At 66.1% G+C, this 14,797-nt stretch carries 13 protein-coding genes and 4 pseudogenes; 3 read left to right on the forward strand and 14 right to left on the reverse strand.

Annotated elements, in window-relative coordinates; genetic code table 11:
• Nucleotides 1–27 precede the first annotated feature (27 nt).
• Complete coding sequence (locus tag WT26_RS11895; protein WP_069270180.1) at nucleotides 28–1,722, reverse strand: sialidase family protein; 1,695 nt, start codon at nucleotides 1,720–1,722, stop codon at nucleotides 28–30.
• Nucleotides 1,723–1,943: 221 nt separating this feature from the next.
• Entirely contained in the window at nucleotides 1,944–2,297 is a 354-nt protein-coding gene (locus WT26_RS11900; protein ID WP_059743112.1) for a hypothetical protein, read from the reverse strand.
• A 234-nt stretch (nucleotides 2,298–2,531) separates the two neighbouring features.
• Between WT26_RS11900 and WT26_RS39035 the strand changes: the two are divergent.
• A pseudogene (locus WT26_RS39035) lies at nucleotides 2,532–2,630 on the forward strand (GntR family transcriptional regulator); the annotation flags it as partial.
• A gap of 74 nt (nucleotides 2,631–2,704) precedes the next feature.
• On the opposite strand, the pseudogene WT26_RS35600 reads toward WT26_RS39035, so the two are convergent.
• The 3 genes and pseudogenes from WT26_RS35600 to WT26_RS11910 all read right to left on the reverse strand — a co-directional run.
• Nucleotides 2,705–2,854, reverse strand: a pseudogene (locus tag WT26_RS35600) (DinB family protein); the annotation flags it as partial.
• A gap of 54 nt (nucleotides 2,855–2,908) precedes the next feature.
• Nucleotides 2,909–3,538 (reverse strand): LysE family translocator, encoded by a 630-nt coding sequence (locus WT26_RS11905; protein WP_059531462.1) that lies wholly within the window; start codon nucleotides 3,536–3,538, stop codon nucleotides 2,909–2,911.
• Between the two features lie 35 nt (nucleotides 3,539–3,573).
• Nucleotides 3,574–3,978 carry a VOC family protein gene (locus tag WT26_RS11910; RefSeq protein ID WP_010099774.1) on the reverse strand — a complete coding sequence of 135 codons (405 nt, stop codon included), beginning with the start codon at nucleotides 3,976–3,978 and terminating at the stop codon, nucleotides 3,574–3,576.
• A gap of 133 nt (nucleotides 3,979–4,111) precedes the next feature.
• Between WT26_RS11910 and WT26_RS11915 the strand changes: the two genes are divergently transcribed.
• Nucleotides 4,112–5,458 (forward strand): PLP-dependent aminotransferase family protein, encoded by a 1,347-nt coding sequence (locus WT26_RS11915; protein WP_069270181.1) that lies wholly within the window; start codon nucleotides 4,112–4,114, stop codon nucleotides 5,456–5,458.
• 210 nt (nucleotides 5,459–5,668) lie between these two features.
• Here the strand turns inward: WT26_RS11915 and WT26_RS11920 are convergent, their stop codons facing one another.
• The 8 genes and pseudogenes from WT26_RS11920 to WT26_RS11950 form a co-directional block, all read right to left on the reverse strand.
• The gene (locus WT26_RS11920; RefSeq protein ID WP_069272956.1) at nucleotides 5,669–7,099 is read right to left on the reverse strand and encodes an MFS transporter; all 1,431 of its coding nucleotides are present in this window, start codon (nucleotides 7,097–7,099) and stop codon (nucleotides 5,669–5,671) included.
• Nucleotides 7,100–7,282: 183 nt separating this feature from the next.
• Nucleotides 7,283–7,897 (reverse strand): peptide chain release factor H, encoded by a 615-nt coding sequence (gene prfH, locus WT26_RS11925; protein ID WP_069272957.1) that lies wholly within the window; start codon nucleotides 7,895–7,897, stop codon nucleotides 7,283–7,285.
• Entirely contained in the window at nucleotides 7,891–9,039 is a 1,149-nt protein-coding gene (locus WT26_RS11930) for an RNA ligase RtcB family protein (RefSeq protein WP_069272958.1), read from the reverse strand. The genes prfH and WT26_RS11930 overlap by 7 nt, the downstream gene beginning before the upstream one ends.
• A 417-nt stretch (nucleotides 9,040–9,456) precedes the next feature.
• Nucleotides 9,457–10,572 carry an alkene reductase gene (locus tag WT26_RS11935; RefSeq protein WP_069272959.1) on the reverse strand — a complete coding sequence of 372 codons (1,116 nt, stop codon included), beginning with the start codon at nucleotides 10,570–10,572 and terminating at the stop codon, nucleotides 9,457–9,459.
• 64 nt (nucleotides 10,573–10,636) lie between these two features.
• Nucleotides 10,637–11,443 (reverse strand): 2,5-didehydrogluconate reductase DkgB, encoded by an 807-nt coding sequence (dkgB, locus tag WT26_RS11940; RefSeq protein ID WP_069272960.1) that lies wholly within the window; start codon nucleotides 11,441–11,443, stop codon nucleotides 10,637–10,639.
• A gap of 118 nt (nucleotides 11,444–11,561) precedes the next feature.
• Nucleotides 11,562–11,693, reverse strand: a pseudogene (locus tag WT26_RS37280) (LLM class flavin-dependent oxidoreductase); the annotation flags it as partial.
• 98 nt (nucleotides 11,694–11,791) lie between these two features.
• Nucleotides 11,792–11,920 (reverse strand): annotated as a pseudogene (locus WT26_RS38020) (MoaF-related domain-containing protein); the annotation flags it as partial.
• A 54-nt stretch (nucleotides 11,921–11,974) separates the two neighbouring features.
• On the reverse strand, nucleotides 11,975–13,195 hold the full coding sequence (locus tag WT26_RS11950) for an MFS transporter (RefSeq protein ID WP_069272962.1): 1,221 nt from the start codon (nucleotides 13,193–13,195) through the stop codon (nucleotides 11,975–11,977).
• A 192-nt stretch (nucleotides 13,196–13,387) separates the two neighbouring features.
• Between WT26_RS11950 and WT26_RS11955 the strand changes: the two genes are divergently transcribed.
• Entirely contained in the window at nucleotides 13,388–13,855 is a 468-nt protein-coding gene (locus tag WT26_RS11955) for a YaiI/YqxD family protein (protein WP_069272963.1), read from the forward strand.
• Between the two features lie 81 nt (nucleotides 13,856–13,936).
• On the opposite strand, the gene WT26_RS11960 is transcribed toward WT26_RS11955, so the two are convergent.
• Nucleotides 13,937–14,767, reverse strand: coding sequence for an alpha/beta fold hydrolase (locus WT26_RS11960; protein ID WP_069272964.1), 831 nt, complete (start codon nucleotides 14,765–14,767; stop codon nucleotides 13,937–13,939).
• Nucleotides 14,768–14,797: the final 30 nt, after the last annotated feature.

Consider the following 14,797-nt stretch of genomic DNA (forward strand, 5'->3'; position numbering starts at 1 on the left):
GCGACCGAAGGTCGTCGCCCCTTGTGCTCACTGCAGTCCCGAGATCTTGCGGGTGAATTCGGCCGTCACGTTGTGGCCCGTCGCGATGCCGAACACCGGATACACGGTCGTCGGCCCGCTCGCGGTCAGGCCCATGTAATCGCCGAGGAAATGGCCACGCGCCACGGGAGCGTCAAGTATGTTGAACGAGGCCGTGGTCAGTCGCTGCTCGTTGCCCCAGTTGGCAGGGTTCGTGCATGCGGTCGCGGTCGAGCAGAAGAGCGCGAAATAGTCGGTGCCCTCGAAGCCGACAGGCGTGTTTGTGTCGTTACGAAAGTCGTAGTAGGTCACCACGACCGTCTTGCCGTCGCCCGACGCCACCACGGCAGGAATGAACGCCTGCTGCCGGCAGCGGTTCGCGGCATTCGCCGGCGTCTTGTTGATCATCACCGGCTTCGACCAGGTCGCTCCGCCGTCATCCGACTCGCTGAAGGCGATCCCGTCGACCGGGATCGAGCCGGTGGGCGTGGTGCAGGCGGCGGTCGAAAAACGATCGTCCTGCCACGCGAGATAGATTGCTCCCGTCGCCGGGTTCACTGCGACGCTGTAGAGAATGGCGGCATCGCGTATCCGCTGGCCGGAGTCCGGCGTGACCACGCCGACCACCCGAATATCGCTGGCGAACGCCGGCCCCGTCCAGCTTCCGCCCTTGTCCGTCGACTTGATATAGCCGATGTTGAGCACCTGCGGCGTGACGTTGATCGCCGTGAAGAAATCGAGCAGGGTGCCATCGGGCAATGCGCGGACGATATTGTCGATCGTCTGCTTGTTCGTCCCCGGCTGGTAGATCGGGGTGGCCGTGCTCCAGGTCACGCCATTGTCGGTGGACCGTGAGAAGAAGGTCGGGCCGGTAAAGTTGAACTTGAAGGACGGAGCGCCGCCCTTGCACGGCGGACTCGTGAACGGCTCGCATACCGACGATGCGCCCGCCGTGGAATTGAGCAGTTGGCGTGCGATCGCTACGCCGTCGTTGCCCGCGAGCAGCTGTGCAGCGTCTTTGCTCGGCGGGAAAACGCTCAACTGATCCCACACTGCATAGACGTAGCCGTTCGCGGTCGGATCGGCGGTGAGCGAGTTCTTGTCGTTCAGCACGTGCGACGAGCTGTTGTGGATCAACTCGACGGGAGCCTGCCACGTTGCGCCGTGATCGACGGAGCGGCTGACCAGCATCGCGCTGCTTCGTGCGCCGAATGGGGTCGTCGGCTGCATGGGGTCCAGCACCAGCGAGAAGAAGAAGGCCGTGCCGTCTTGCGCAAAGTCGACCCAGGGGTCGGAGGCGCGACGGAATTTGCCGCCGGTGCACTCGCTCACGCCGGTCGGGATCGAATTGGCCCAGCTGCTGCCCGCATCGCTGGAGACGACGCCGACGAGCCCGCGTGAGCCGCCGTCGCTCCAGCGGTCCTGCTGGTGGCCGGCGAGAAGGCGGGATGCGTTGGTCGGGTCGGCCGCCACCCACGGCTCGATCGACGTCGCGGGATAAAGGACGCTCCCGAGCGCGGTCTCTTGCGCATGCACCTGGTCGGCGGTGCATCCGCTGAATGGGTCGCCCGCGGCCACCTGGACGAGTGGGCTGAGCACTTGCGCCTGCACGCCCGGGCCGAGCGTGGATGCGAGCGCGATGACGCCGCCGGCCGCGAGACTCTGGGAAACGGAGCGGGACAGGCGTCTGCAAATGGAATTCATCTTGTACCTCCGATAAGCCGTACAACGCCTTTGCACTGCCGGCCGTACATGGCCGGCATCCTGACTCTCGCACTTGAAATCCATCCAGGTGCGAAAGCGACTTCCCCCCGACAAAACCAACGCTTGCGGCGCAAATATGTCCGATGGCAGGATTCGCCGCTTCAGAGCCAGCGGCAACGACATTCAGCGTCGCAAACGCATCTCACGCGTCGAGCGCGTGATCAGTCTCGTTTGATACGTGCAATGTGGCGGGAGATGTCCCTGACAACCGTCAACCTCGGAGCCGGCCGGGCGATCGGGCGCGAAACCGTCGCTTCAGGATTCGAGACCAATTCCAGGTGGAACGTGGTGAGCGTCATATGCAGCGGCACGTCACCGAGCGCAGCGGCGATGTCGGCCGTGCGCAGCAGGCCGGATTCCACGATGTCGACGTTCATCGACTCGATCCCCGTGTCGAGATCGACATCGATCCGCACGCGGCGAACTTTCGCGCCGCGATTTGCCAGGCACCGCCATATCGACGGTGCCTGAAGCTTGCCCAAGGCAGCCAGGATCGAGAGCCTTTGTACGACCATTTTGGTTACCTGTCGTCGTGTCCGCCTTGGCCAAGAGAAGACAGTACCAAGCATATGTCGGAAAGGTGGAAACGTACATGAGCGAGCGTGTTCGTATATTCAGCTTTGCGAACAGGAACGGCGCTTGCAGGGAGCCTGCGATATCGTCGAACTCTTCGCTTTCGAGAGAAGTTGACAACGCATCGAGTGGTGAGTCGATATCGGACGAGTCAGCGATGGCGCGATGGATCGCTCGCCGGTCTCGCGCTGCTCGACCATGCGGCAAAGGTCATCGACCAGGTGAACCGGATGGCGCACGAGATGAGCGATTACGTCGCGGGCGTGCGCGGTCATAGGGTCTCTGCGGCCGCGGCCGGCACAGGTACGAGACAAGTGGCAGGCGTGCGCCAGGTTGGCCGAACAGGCGCTCACCGAGCGTCGCGATAGTGATCCCTGATGAATACCGGAAGATCATTCGACGGTGGCGCAAAAGGCACCTGATACATCATGTCGCCGACAAAACCTCGGTGATAGGTGGCGTGATTGACGACATGCAGCACGATTTGCTCGCGGGTCATGACATCGCTCTTTCAATTCAGATCAGTGGGTGATGGCGCCGACAAGCCGGGATATCAACGTTGCCAGGCAAGCAGCTTGACTCCCGCAACGGCGAACACCGCGGAGAGCGTGCCTTCGATCCAGTGCCGGAGTCTGGCATACAGGGCGATCATCCGAGCGGTCGAGAAGAGGACCGCATAACCACCGAACACGATGACGCCGAGGAACGCGCAACCGCCGACGATCGCCGGCAAGGTACCGCCGGGGGCGTTTTCCCGAAGCCCAAGGGACATGATGGCCATCCAGGCCAGAACCGCCTTCGGGTTTCCGATATGCATGAGAATGCCCTGGCGGTAGAGCAGCCGATAGCGCGGTGTCGAGCGTCCCGGTTCCATCTTCGCGAAGTCGGAGCCCGGTTTCAGCGCCGACCTGCCCGTGCGGAACGCCAGGTAGAGCAGATAGACGCCACCCACCATCTTTATGACGAAAAGCGCCTCGGCATAGGCCGCCAGCACAGCGGAAACGCCGGTTGCAGCCAGGATCGCCCAGAAGAGTGAGCCCGTGATGACGCCGGTCGCCAGAACGAGGGCCGGCAGACGGCCGTCACGCATCGCTGTTCCCATGATCGCCATGTTGCTCGGCCCAGGGCTGGCGGTGGCGATGAGATAGGTGCCGTAGGCGAGTGCGATCTGACTGGCGATCATTCGAGTTTCTCCAGAGATGCGGGGCGTCTCCAGCGTTATGGCTGGAGGTCTCCGCGATGAACGATATGGACCTTGTTCCCGTCAGGGTCGCGCAGATACGCGCCGAAGTAGCCGTCACCATAGTGGGGGCGTAACCCGGGCGCACCGTTGTCCGTCCCACCGTGCTCAAGACCATTCGCGTAGGCCGTGTTCACGGCTTCTTGCGAGGGCGCCAGAAAGGCGACCATGCTGCCGTTGCCGATGGTCGCCGGCTCGCCATCGTAAGGGATGTAGACATAGAAGCGCGGCAGCGGCGTTTGACCGGTTACCCAGCAAAGCGCAGGAGGCCCGCCATCGGACATGACGACGCGACGCTTCAGTCCGAGCGGAGCGAGCACCGCGTCATAGAAACGGCCTGCCCGCCCAAGATCACGCGCCCCAACAGTTACATGGCTGAACATTTGACTCTCCACGCGCCCGTCATGGCGATCAGGCGCCTCCAGAAATGCATGACTTCATCCAATCACATCGCGCATGTTACTCTTGTTATTTATATCAATAGTGTCACGTGACACTAATATTTAGGCGGCGAACATGCTCCTGCAATCCCCCTGGTCACCACGGCTTGCCGACATCGAGGCGAATACCGCCGAGCGGTTGGTCCTCGCCCTGGCCGACGACATCATCGAGGGGCGGCTGACAGGAGGCGACCGTCTGCCCGCTCATCGCGATCTCGCGTTGAAACTGGGGATTGGCCTTGGCACGGTGACGAAAGCCTATGCCGCGCTTGAACGGCGAGGCCTGACGCGCAGCATCAAGGGCCGGGGAACCTTCGTGGCGATCCGCCAGGCGCATCATGATCGCCAGATCGACCTTTCTTCCAATGTGCCGCCAGCCATGCTCAACGCTCGCTTGCTGGCGCGAACATTGACGGGGATCGCACGCAAGATCGATGCGGACCATCTCAATCTCTATGCCCCGCCCGCTGGGCATATGGAGCACCGACGCGTGCTGGCTCGCTGGCTCGAAACGCTGGGCCTGATGGTGGAACCGTCGCATCTGGTGCTAACGAGCGGCGCCCGCCAGGCGCTATCGTTGGCCTTCGATCTTTCCTGCGGCTCGCAAGGGCTGCTTCTGACCGAGCGGATCACCTATCCTGGCGCGATCGCGCTGGCGCGGCGCAAGGGATATCGGATGCAAGGCGTCGAGACCGACGCGCAAGGGATGGCGCCGGGAGCACTGGCCGACGCACTCGACGGCACCGCATCGACCGGCAGCAAGGCGGTCTATCTCACGCCGACGCTGCACAACCCGACCACTGCCACGATGGGTACGGAACGAAGGCAGGCCATCGTGGATATTTGCCGCCGGGCGGGCGCGTGGATCATCGAGGACGGCGTCTATGCGTCGGCAGAGCCGGCTTCGCCACCGCTTGCTGCGTTGGCGCCCGAGATCACCTTTCATGTGAACGGGCTGTCCAAATCCCTTGGCCCCGGTTTGCAGATCGGCGTGCTCGCGCTGCCGGCCGGACTCGACGACGCAGCGGAAGACGCGCTGCGGGACCTGCCAATGGCGCCGTCGCCGCTCTCTTGCGCAGTGGTTGAGGAATGGCTGGCCACCGACGTCATCTCCTCGATCCAGCGGGATCTGCACCATGAAGCGCGGCGTCGATCCAATCTGGCTATCTCTCTGCTCGGCGCGAGCGAACTGGTCTCGCATCCCGGCGCCTACAACGCCTGGCTGCCGATGGAGCGTGACGCTGCCAATCGTGTCGTATCCGTCGCTGCAGCGATGCGTATCAAGTTGACCCCTCCGGAATCCATGATGGTGAACCCGGAAGATCGGGCGAGCGGGATTCGACTTTGCCTCGGCGGCCCGTCGTTCGAAGATCTGACAAAAGCACTGACACTTCTGGCAGGGCTGCTGAAGCAGCGCGCTTGACGCCACCGGACGAGCACCGTACATAGCCGTCGGCAGCGCGCCGCATGCAGGCGCTGGCCTCCGCAGAGCTGATGCTCTGTTCCGTTGTTAACTGATGTATGTTCGCGTAGCCATAAGCGACACCCAAGGAAATCCACGAAGAACCCCAATAAAAGGGGCGCTCGAGCGGCGCACACCACTTCGCCGCCGAGTGCCCGTGACCACACCGAATCACACCGGATTGATCTCGTCCTGGCTGCGCCGCGTCGTCAGCGGCCCGAGCATGCGCAGCGTGACCGCGACGATACCGAGCGCAACCGAGATCACGCCGAACATCGCGCCCGCGCCGTAACCGCCGAGCACCGGCAGCAACACGAACGGCAGCGCACCGCTGACGATACGCGACAGTGCATAGGTACTGCCGATCGCCGTCGAGCGCACGCGCGCCGGAAAGATCTCCGCCTGGTACACGTGATACGCGTTGCTGAACACGTTCGACGCACAGGTCGTCAGGAACCCGAAGCCGACGATCAGCCAGGTTTGGCCCGAGTACGCGAAGCACAGACCGAACACCGCGATCGACAGGATCGACGCAATCACGAGCGTGCGGCGCTCGATCCAGTTGAGCAGCGGAATCGACAGCAGCGAGCCGACCGGATAGCCGATGAACGACAGCGCGATGAACAGCGTACTGTCCGTCACGTCGAAGCCGCGGCTCTTCACGACCGTGCCGGCCAGCGTGCCGAAGCCGTAATAGCCGAAGCCCTGGAACAGATGAAAGATCGCGAGCATCAGGTAGCGCGCGCCGTACGGTTCGCGCCGCAGCAGCGCGAGCGGCCGCTGCGGCTCCGCCGAGGTCGCGAAGCGCGCCGGCATGCTTGCGCCGGCGCTGTCGGCGAAGCGGCGCAGCGTCGCTTCGGCCTCGTCCGTGCGCCCTTGGGCCAGCAGCCAGCGCGGGCTTTCCGGCAGCCGGTGCTGGACGAACAGCACGTATACGGCACCGAGGCTGCCGATCGCGAGAATGATGCGCCAGCCGGCCACGCCGCCCACATGCAGCGGATTCAGCCACAGTGCGAGGAAACCGACGAGCGGCACCGCGACATAGGAAGTCGTATAGGCCCACGCGGCGAGCCGCCCGCGCTTTTCCTTCGGCAGGATCTCGGACAGGAAGCTGTCGGCAACCGGATAGATCGCGCCGACGCCGATGCCGGTCAGGAACCGGCACGCGACGAGCATGTCGGCGTTCACGGAAAACGCGCCGACCAGCGAGAACGCGCTGTACCACGTGAGCGTCAGCAGGAAGGCCTTGCGCCGCCCGATGCGGTCGGCGAGGCTGCCGAGGCACATCGCACCGACGAACATGCCGATGAATGCCGATGCGAGCAGCAGCTTGAAATCGGTACTCTGCCGGCTCAGCCCGTATTCGTTCTGCAACGCGGAACCGATCGTGCTGACGAGGAAGATCTCGTACATGTCGAAAAACAGCCCGATGCCGATCACCCAGACGACGAACCGGTGCAATGCGCCGACCGGCAGGTCGTCCATGAAATCGCCGAGCGTGACTTCGCGGGCGGCGTGGCGCGCCGCACCGCCATCGGCGGCGCGGGCGGGCGACGCGGGCAGGCCGGTGTCGCCGCCCAACTCGAGGGAATGGCTGTTCATCGTGTCTCCTGATTTTCGATTTGCCGCGGCGCGGGGCCGGGAAGCGCCGGCGTCCGGGAAGCGCCGATCGTCCGGCACATAGTGGGCAATTCCGGCGCGCACGAAAATTGAACAAGCCTCAAGCGTCCTTTCCCGGCGAGAAAGGTTGCCGAGCGCGCCCGTGGTTCGCCCGAGCGTCCGCGCTCAGCCCGACGGCGTGAACGCGGCGCCATGAAACACGCGCACGGGGTTGCCGCGCTCGAGCGCGAAGTGCTGCATCCGCCGCTGCTCGCGCGCGTGCCCGGCCTGCCGGTCGGCCTGCTCCCGCAGGCGCGCGTGCAGCAACTGCAGCGCGAGGCGCTTGTTCGCGTGCTGGCTGCGCTCGCTTTCCACGCGCACCGACAGGCCGGTCGCGACATGGGTCGCACGAATCGCCGAGCTCGTCTTGTTCACGTGCTGGCCGCCCGGCCCGCGTGCGCGCATCGCTTCGAATTTCACTGCGCCGTCCGGCAATGGCGGCGCGTCGGCGCAGCGCGTGACACCGATGAACCAGTTCTTGCGCGGATGGCGCAACCGGTACGGGCTCGCGCAAATCCATTGCAGCGTGCCCGTCCAGCGGTTCGCCAGCGCCTGCGCGCCGGCACCGTCGAGATCGAGCAGCGCCGAGCGCAGCGTGCCCGGGCGCTCGCCCGGTTGCAGGTCCAGCACCGTCAGCGCGACGCGGCACGCGTCGGCTTCCGCCTGCAGGCGCCGCAATGCATTGGCCGCGGCGAGCTGGCACTCCAGCGGCCCGTGCGCCGAAGAAATCTGCATCAGCATCGGCAGGCCTCCCCGGACGTCTTGTAGGTCAGCACCGGCGCGAGCCGCGCCAGCTTGCGCAGCAGGCCGGCCGCCTCGAGCGCGTCGACGACGCTGTCGATCGGCTTGTAGGCCTGCGGCGCTTCCTCGTACAGCAGTTCGCGGTCTTCGCAGACGACGTGGCTGCCGAGCGGCGTACGCGTGAGCTGCGACGGCGTGAAGCGCCGTTCGAGACGCTCCTTGCAATCGCCGCGCGCCCACTTGCGGCCCGCGCCATGCGCAAGCGACGCGAGACTCGCGGCGGCGTCGCGCGGCAGCGGCTCGACGAGATAGCTGTAGTCGCCGCGCGACCCGGGAATGACGACCGGCCCCGCATCGGCCGGCGTCGCACCCTTGCGATGCAGCCAGCCGGGCTCGCCGTCGACGTCCGCGCGGCTCACCAGGTTGTGGTTCACGTCGAGCACGCGCCGGCCGTCGCTGCGCCAGCGCGCCAGCATGCGCCGCGCGATCAGGTCGCGATTCGCGATCGCGTAGCGCAGCGCCGCGTCGTGACGCTGCAGGTAGGCTCCGCACTCGGCGTGCGTGTCGTCGAGCCCGTTGTAGCCGTGCTCGCGCATGTGCTGTTCGAGGATCGACTGGCCGAAGCCGCGCGACCCGCTATGCACGAGCAGCAGCAGGCGGTCGCGGTCGAGGCCGAGCGCCTCGACGGCATCGGCGTCGTACACCGCGTCGATCCGCTGCGCTTCCGCGAAATGATTGCCGCTGCCGATCGTGCCGAGCGACGCCGCGAACGCGTGGCCGGCCAGCCCGGCGTCGGCGATCGACGCTTGCCAGCTGTCGTCGAGACGCGCGTCGATCGAGCCGAGCTGGCCGACGAGCCGCACCGCGCTCGCGCGCCGCGCATCGAGCGCGGTTTGCCACAGCGCCATTCCGCAGCCGATATCGCCGCCGATCAGCGCAGGGTAGAGCCGCCCCGTCGAAAAGAACGCGGCGCCGACCGGGTAGCCGCGTCCGGGGTGAAGATCGGGCATGCCGGCGACGCGCCGCATGCCGGGGAGGGTGGCAGCGTGTTCGAGCTGCCGGATCGCCTCACCTTCGATCCAGGTGGTGGCGCAAGCGCACAACGTGACGCGCTCGCCCAGGTATTGCATGGAATTGCCCATGGAATAGTCCGTTCAATGCAGAAAGGGAACGGCGGGCCATGGCACGGGCAGCGCGCGCGAATGCACTGCCTGACATCGGATGTCGGGAGTACGGCAGACCGAATCGGGTCAGGGCGACCCGCCGCATCGCCGGAACGACGATGCAATCGACTGCGATGCGTGAACGATGAAACGGACGGACGCGAAAAACCCGGACTACGACCCGCGACGGGAGGAGCGTTGGCGTGACGTCATGATGTTCTTCTCCTTGCGAGTGAGGGGTTGATCGGAATGGCGGCGACTCTAGCATGCGGCGAACCGGCGTCGCAAGAGGGCGCTATCGTGCGTTGGCGCGGATGCGACAGTGGCAGCGATGATGGCGCGAGCCGGGGGCAAGCCGTCTCGCACGTATCGACCGGATTCAGTCGCTGGTTTCGCTCAGGCCGCGGCGTCGGCCAGCGTCGGATAGTCGGTCAGGCCGTGGGCGCCGCCGCCGAACAGCGTGTTGCGGTCGTGCGGCGCGAGCGCGGCGCCGGTGCGCAGGCGGTCGGGCAGGTCGGGGTTCGCGACGAACGGGCGGCCGAACGCGACGAGGTCGGCCCAGCCGGCGGCGATCGCTTCGCGGGCGCGCTCGGCGGTGTAGGCGCCGGCGTAGATCAGCACGCCCGGGTACGCGGCGCGCAGCCGCTGCTTGAATGCGACCGGCATCAGCGGCGCGTCGTCCCAGTCGGCTTCCGCAATGTGCAGGTAGCCGACGCCGAGCTCGCCGAGCAGCTTCGCGGCCGCGAGATAGGTCGTTTCGGGATCGTCGTCGACGCAGCCGTTCAGCGTGGTCAGCGGCGCGAGGCGGATGCCGACGCGCGACGCGTCGCCGGTGCCTTCGATCAGCGCCTGCGTGACTTCGCGCAGGAAGCGCAGCCGGTTCTCCAGCGAGCCGCCGTATGAGTCGGTACGCGTGTTCGCGTTCGAGTCGATGAACTGGTTCACGAGGTAGCCGTTCGCGCCGTGCAGCTCGACGCCGTCGAAGCCGGCCTCGATCGCGTGGCGCGCGGCGGCGCGGTACTGGTCGACGATCTCGCGGATTTCGTCGACGGACAGCGCGCGCGGCTCGGAGGCCTGCACGAAGCCCGGCGTGCTGCCGTCTTCACCGGCGACGAACACGTTCACGCCCTTCGCCTGGATCGGCGACGACGATACGGGTTGCGCGCCGCCGAGCAGGCTCGTGTGGCTCAGGCGGCCGACGTGCCACAGCTGCGCGAAGATGCGGCCGTGCGCGCCATGCACGGCATCCGTCACCTTGCGCCAGCCGGCGACCTGCGACGGCGTGTGAATGCCGGGCGTCCATGCGTAGCCCTTGCCGAGCGGCGCGATGTAGGTGCCCTCGCTGACGATCAGGCCCGCACTCGCGCGCTGCGCGTAATACGCGGCCATCAGTTCGTTGGCGTCGTCGCCGGGCTGGCTGGCGCGCGAACGCGTCATCGGCGGCATCACGATGCGGTTCGGCAGCGTCAGCGCGCCGAATTGCAGCGGTTGGAAAAGCGGGTCCTGGGTCATGATGGAGTCCTGTCGGTGCCGCGGCCGGCGGGCCGCGGACGGGTATGGGAAAGTGCCGGGGCGATCAGTCCCACTTCGGCGCGAGGCCGGCCGGGTCGACTTCGCGGCCGTTGCGCTCGAGCGCGGCGATCTGCGCCATGTCTTCGTCGGTCAGGCGCAGCGTCTGCGCGAGCAGGTTGCTCGCGAGGTTCTCGCGCTTCGTCGACGACGGAATCACCGAGTAGCCGAGCTGCAGCGCCCACGCGAGTGCGACCTGTGCCGGCGTCGCGTCGTGACGCTGCGCGATCGCGCCGATCACCGGGTCGCCGAGCACCTTGCCGTACGCGAGCGTCATGTACGACGTCACGTGGATGCCTTCGGCGTTCAGGAATTCGACGAGCTTGCGGTTCTGCAGGTAGGGGCTCAGTTCGATCTGGTTCGTCGCGATCGCTTCCTTGCCGACGGCCGCGATCGCTTCCTTCGTCAGTTCGATGTTGAAGTTCGAGATGCCGATCTGGCGCGTGAGGCCCTTCGCCTTCGCGTCGGCCAGCGCGGTCATGAACGCCTGGATCGACACGCCGTTGCCCGGGGCCGGCCAGTGGATCAGCGTCAGGTCGACGTGGTCGGTGCGCAGCTTGTCGAGGCTTTCCTGAAGGCTCGGCACGAGCTTGTCCTTCGCGTAGTTGTCGACCCAGATCTTCGTCGTGAGGAACAGGTCTTCGCGGCGCACGCCCGACGCGGCGATCGCTTCGCCGACTTCGGCTTCGTTGCCGTAGATCTGCGCGGTGTCGATCGCGCGGTAGCCGACTTCGAGGCCGTTGCGCACCGAGTCGATGACCACCTGGCCTTGCAGGCGGAACGTACCGAGGCCGAAAGCGGGGATCTTGCTCATGATGGGCTTCCTTGAGTGTATGTGGACCGGGTGGGTCCGAGAGGCATTCTGGTGCCTGCCACTGATGAGATAAACGCCTTTAGAGGTCAAAAATATTTGATTTGAAATCAAATACGGTTCATGCGACGGACGCGTCCGCCTGCGCATGGAATGCCGGCAGCACGTCCGACGCGATCTCGGCCATCGTCTCGTCGAGCTGGCGGCGGTTGCGGCGGAAATGCAGGCCGATGTGCCGTACGCCCGCGTCGCTCGCCAGCGACCAGTCGTTGTCGAGCGGCAGTTCGATGCCGACGCTGAAGCCGCCGCGCGTCAGTTTGCCGAGGGGAGCGGGCATGGTCGACATCCGTTTCAGCGCGCGCGCAGGCTGCTTTCGAGGCGGTAGAAATCGAGCGACGCCGCGGTGAAGAACGAGCGCGACGTGCCGGCGGCGAAATCGTCGATATGCACGACCGTCGCGCGGTCGGCTTCCTGCCACGTGGCGGACGTCGGGCCGGTGCATTCATGATGATCTCCGGCGGGTAGCGAAAGGGCTCAGTGGGCGAATTCAGCAGCTTCGGCGGCGTCGGCGGGCTCGGCCGTGCGCTCGGGCAGGCCGGCACGCAGGTCGAGGCGGCCGCTCAGCGCGGTGAGCGCGAACGCGCCGAGCGTGACGACGGCGGCGATCCACGGCGTGTGGCCGAGGCCGACGTTCGCGACGATCAGGCCGCCGAGCGACGAGCCGCCGGCCACGCCGAGGTTGAAGGCGGCGATGTTGAAGCCCGACGCGACGTCGGTGGCGTCCGGCGCGACGTGGCGTGCCTGCTTGACGACGTACACCTGCAGCCCCGGCACGTTGCCGAACGCGACCGCGCCCCACGCGAGCATCGTCAGCACCGCGAGCCATTTCACGTGGATCGTGAAGGTCAGCGCGAGCAGCACGATCGCGAGCAGCAGGAAGATCCGCTTGAGCGCCTTCACCGGGCCGACGGCGTCCGCGAGCTTGCCGCCCCAGACGTTGCCGACCGCGACCGACACGCCGTAGCCGACGAGCACGAGGCTGACCTGCGACGGCGTGAAGCCGGCGATCTGTTCGAGCAGCGGCGCCATGTACGTGAACGCGATCAGCGAGCCGCCGTAGCCGACGGCCGTCATCGCATAGACGAGCAGCAGGCGCGGCTGGGCCAGCACGCGCAGCTGGCGGGCGAGCGGCGCCGGCGGCGTCTGCGGCAGGCCGCGCGGCACGAACGCCACCGCGCCGAGGAACGCGACGAGGCCGAACAGCGCGACGATCAGGAACGTCGCGCGCCAGCCGAAGTGCTGGCCGATGAAGGTGCCGAGCGGAATCCCGGCGACGAATGCGACGGTCATTCCGCTGAACATCGTCGCGATCGCGCTGGCGGCCTTGTCCTTCGGCACGAGCGTGGTCGCGATGATCGAGCCGACCGAGAAGAACACGCCGTGCGCAAGGCCGGTGAGCACGCGCGCGACGATCAGCGATTCGTAGCCCGGCGCCTGCCAGGCGACGAGGTTGCCGACGGTGAAGAGCGCCATCAGCCCGGCGAGCAGCGTCTTGCGCGGTACGCGGCCGGTGAGCGCGGTGAGCAGCGGCGCGCCGATGGCGACGCTCAGCGCATAGAGGCTGACGAGCAGGCCGGCCGACGGCAGGCTGACGCCGAGATCGGCGCCGATCGTCGGGATCAGCCCGACGATCACGAATTCGGTCGTGCCGATGGCAAAGGCGCTGATGGTCAGCGCAAGCAGGGCGAGTGGCATGATGGGCGCTCCGGGTTCCAGTAACGACGCAGCGCAGTGTGCCCGGTTTATTTTTGCTGAAAAACCAGTCGATTCGCCAAATTGTTTTGATTTGAAGTCAAGAATCGAGGTTGTCGCCCGGCCGCCTGCTGCCGCAAGATGACCGCCGGCGGTGAGATATGATCGCGTCTTCTGTGTATTGGAAATGCCGCCATGCAAGTACTGGTCGATGCCGACGCGTGTCCGGCCGTCATCAAGGACATGCTGTTTCGCGCCGCGCGTCGTGCCGAAATCTGCGTGACGCTGGTCGCGAACCAGTTCCTGCGCACGCCGCCGTCGCCGTTCATCAAGGCGCTTCAAGTGCCGGCGGGTTTCGATGCCGCCGATGCCCGCATCGTCGAGCTGGTCACTGCCGGCGATCTCGTGATCACCGCCGACATCCCGTTGGCCGCCGCCGTCCTCGACAAGGGCGCGCATGCGCTCGACCCGCGCGGCAACTGGTTCAGCCGCGAGAACATCGAGGAACGCCTGTCGACGCGTGCAATGCTGGATCAACTTCGCAGCACGGGCATCGACACGGGAGGGCCGGCGCCTTATGGCGCGCGCGACGGCAAGGCGTTCGCATCGCAGCTCGACCGGTTTCTCGCGCGTCGCGGCGCGCTGCCCGGCGGAGCCTTTTGAAATCCGCAAGCGACCGCGCCGAAACCACGGGCCGCCGACAGGGAGGCGGATGCCAAGGGTCGCCCCTTGGCATCCGTTGCTTCAACTGCGGACAAACGCGAGCAAATCGGCGTTGATCGTTTCGGCGTTGGACGTGGGCATGCCGTGCGGGAAGCCCTGATAGGTCTTCAGCGTGCCGTTCCTGAGCAGCTTCGCGGACAGCGGGCCGGAGTCCGCGTAAGGCACGATCTGGTCGTCGTCGCCGTGCATCACCAGCACAGGGATCGAGATCGCCTCGAGGTCCTTGGTGAAGTCGGTCTGCGAGAAAGCGACGATGCCGTCGTAATGGGCCTTCGCGCTGCCCATCATGCCCTGCCGCCACCAGTTCCGGATGACGCCTTCGGACGGCTTGGCGTCGGGACGGTTATAGCCGTAGAACGGTCCCGCCGGAATGTCGTGGTAGAACTGCGCCCGGTTCGCCGCAAGCTGCGCCTGCAGATTGTCGAACACTTCCTTGGGCAGACCGCCCGGATTGCGCTCCGTCTTCACCATGATCGGCGGCACGGCGCTGATGAGGACCGCCTTGGAAACGCGATCCTCGCCGTGTCGGGCGATGTAGCGCGCGACTTCGCCGCCGCCGGTCGAGTGGCCGATATGCACGGCGCCCTGGACACCGAGGTGGTTCACGACCGCGGCGACGTCGTCGGCATAGTGATCCATGTCGTGGCCGTCCCAGACCTGGCTGGATCGTCCGTGGCCTCGACGGTCGTGCGCGATGACGCGGTAACCGTGAGCCAGGAAGAAGAGCATCTGTGCATCCCAGTCGTCGGCGCTGAGCGGCCAGCCGTGATGAAAGAAGATGAGCGGTGCGTCGCGCGGGCCCCAGTCCTTGTAGAAGATGTCGACACCATCTTTCGTTGTGACGTATCCCATGTCTGCTCCTGTTGGCGGGTTGATCGAAAG

It is taken from the genome of Burkholderia cepacia (genome assembly GCF_001718835.1).
Taxonomy (GTDB): domain Bacteria; phylum Pseudomonadota; class Gammaproteobacteria; order Burkholderiales; family Burkholderiaceae; genus Burkholderia; species Burkholderia cepacia_F.